This is a genomic window from Neisseria sp. P0009.S007 (genome assembly GCF_051962515.1).
Genome location: NZ_JBQCVF010000434.1, coordinates 1 through 1160 on the forward strand (window position 1 = coordinate 1; position 1160 = coordinate 1160).

General features: G+C 50.3%; 1 protein-coding gene. It reads right to left on the reverse strand.

The window, feature by feature from the left end; genetic code table 11:
- Nucleotides 1–193 precede the first annotated feature (193 nt).
- Nucleotides 194–1075, reverse strand: coding sequence for an NAD(P)H-hydrate dehydratase (locus ACTHS3_RS13855; protein ID WP_070608813.1), 882 nt, complete (start codon nt 1073–1075; stop codon nt 194–196).
- Between the last annotated feature and the right edge of the window lie 85 nt (nt 1076–1160).

Below are 1160 nucleotides of genomic sequence, written 5' to 3' on the forward strand. Positions count from 1 at the left end.
AATGTTTTTCCAATAAAGTTGCTGATTTTATTGAGGATACTCATGATAATATGTTGTGAAGTTGTTTTTAAGGGAAACCAAGGATACACGCCTTAACCTTAATTTGCAAAATGGCTTAAAATAAATAAGGCCGTCTGAAGATAAGGATTGATTTTCAGACGGCCTGTGATTTGTATTTGCTATATAGACGGCATTATTCTTTTGATAAAATATTGCGCAGCCATCGGGCGGCAGGTGCGATTTCTCCGGCGAGCATGCCGGTTTCGATTTTGCCGCTGTGTTTGATGACATCGGCCGCCGCACCATGCAGCCATACGCCGGCGCAGGCGGCTTGGAATGCCGGAATGCCTTGTGCCAGCAGACTGCCGATAATGCCGCTTAAGACATCGCCGCTGCCAGCAGTAGCCAAACCGGCATTGCCGCTGGTGTTGGTATAGACCATGCCGTCAGTTGCGGCAACTAATGTATGATGACCTTTCAATACGACGGTCGCGCCATATTTTTGGCTGATTTCGGTTACGGCTTTCTGTCTGTCGGCTTGAACTGATTGGGTATCGGTACCGAGTAAGCGGGCGGCTTCGGCCGGATGAGGTGTCAGAATGATATGTTTGTACGATTTGAGACGTTCGGCCAATTCGGGAGAACGGGCAAGCAGTGTCAGGGCATCGGCATCGAGCAATAAAGGCCGGTCATGGTGTGTCGACAGAATTTTGGGCAGCAGCTGCTCTGATAATCCGTCCAAACCAAAGCCGCAGCCGATTACCCGAGCGCTGACATCGTTGCGCTCCATCAGCTGGGTCGCAGTGGCGAGCATAATTTCAGGGCGTTCGGGAATGATGGCAAAAGGCAGCGCAGCTTGGTTGAAACCCGCCCAAACCTTGCCGCACCCCTGATACATGGCGGCTGTGGCTGCTAAAACCACCGCACCGCTCATTCCCGTTGCGCCTCCGATAATGGCAAGCGTGCCGTATGTGCCTTTGTGTGATTCTTGGGCGCGGGGGTGGAATACGTCGGGAAATGCTAAGGCCGTCTGAAAAGCTTGAAGCGATTCGGGAAGCGTGTAGATGGGCTGCATGGCGTAACCTTCCAAGATAAGAAATTTAATTTTAAATCAGAAAGTAAAAGGTAATGAAGCAAAAAATAAAAGTTTGGGACGCACC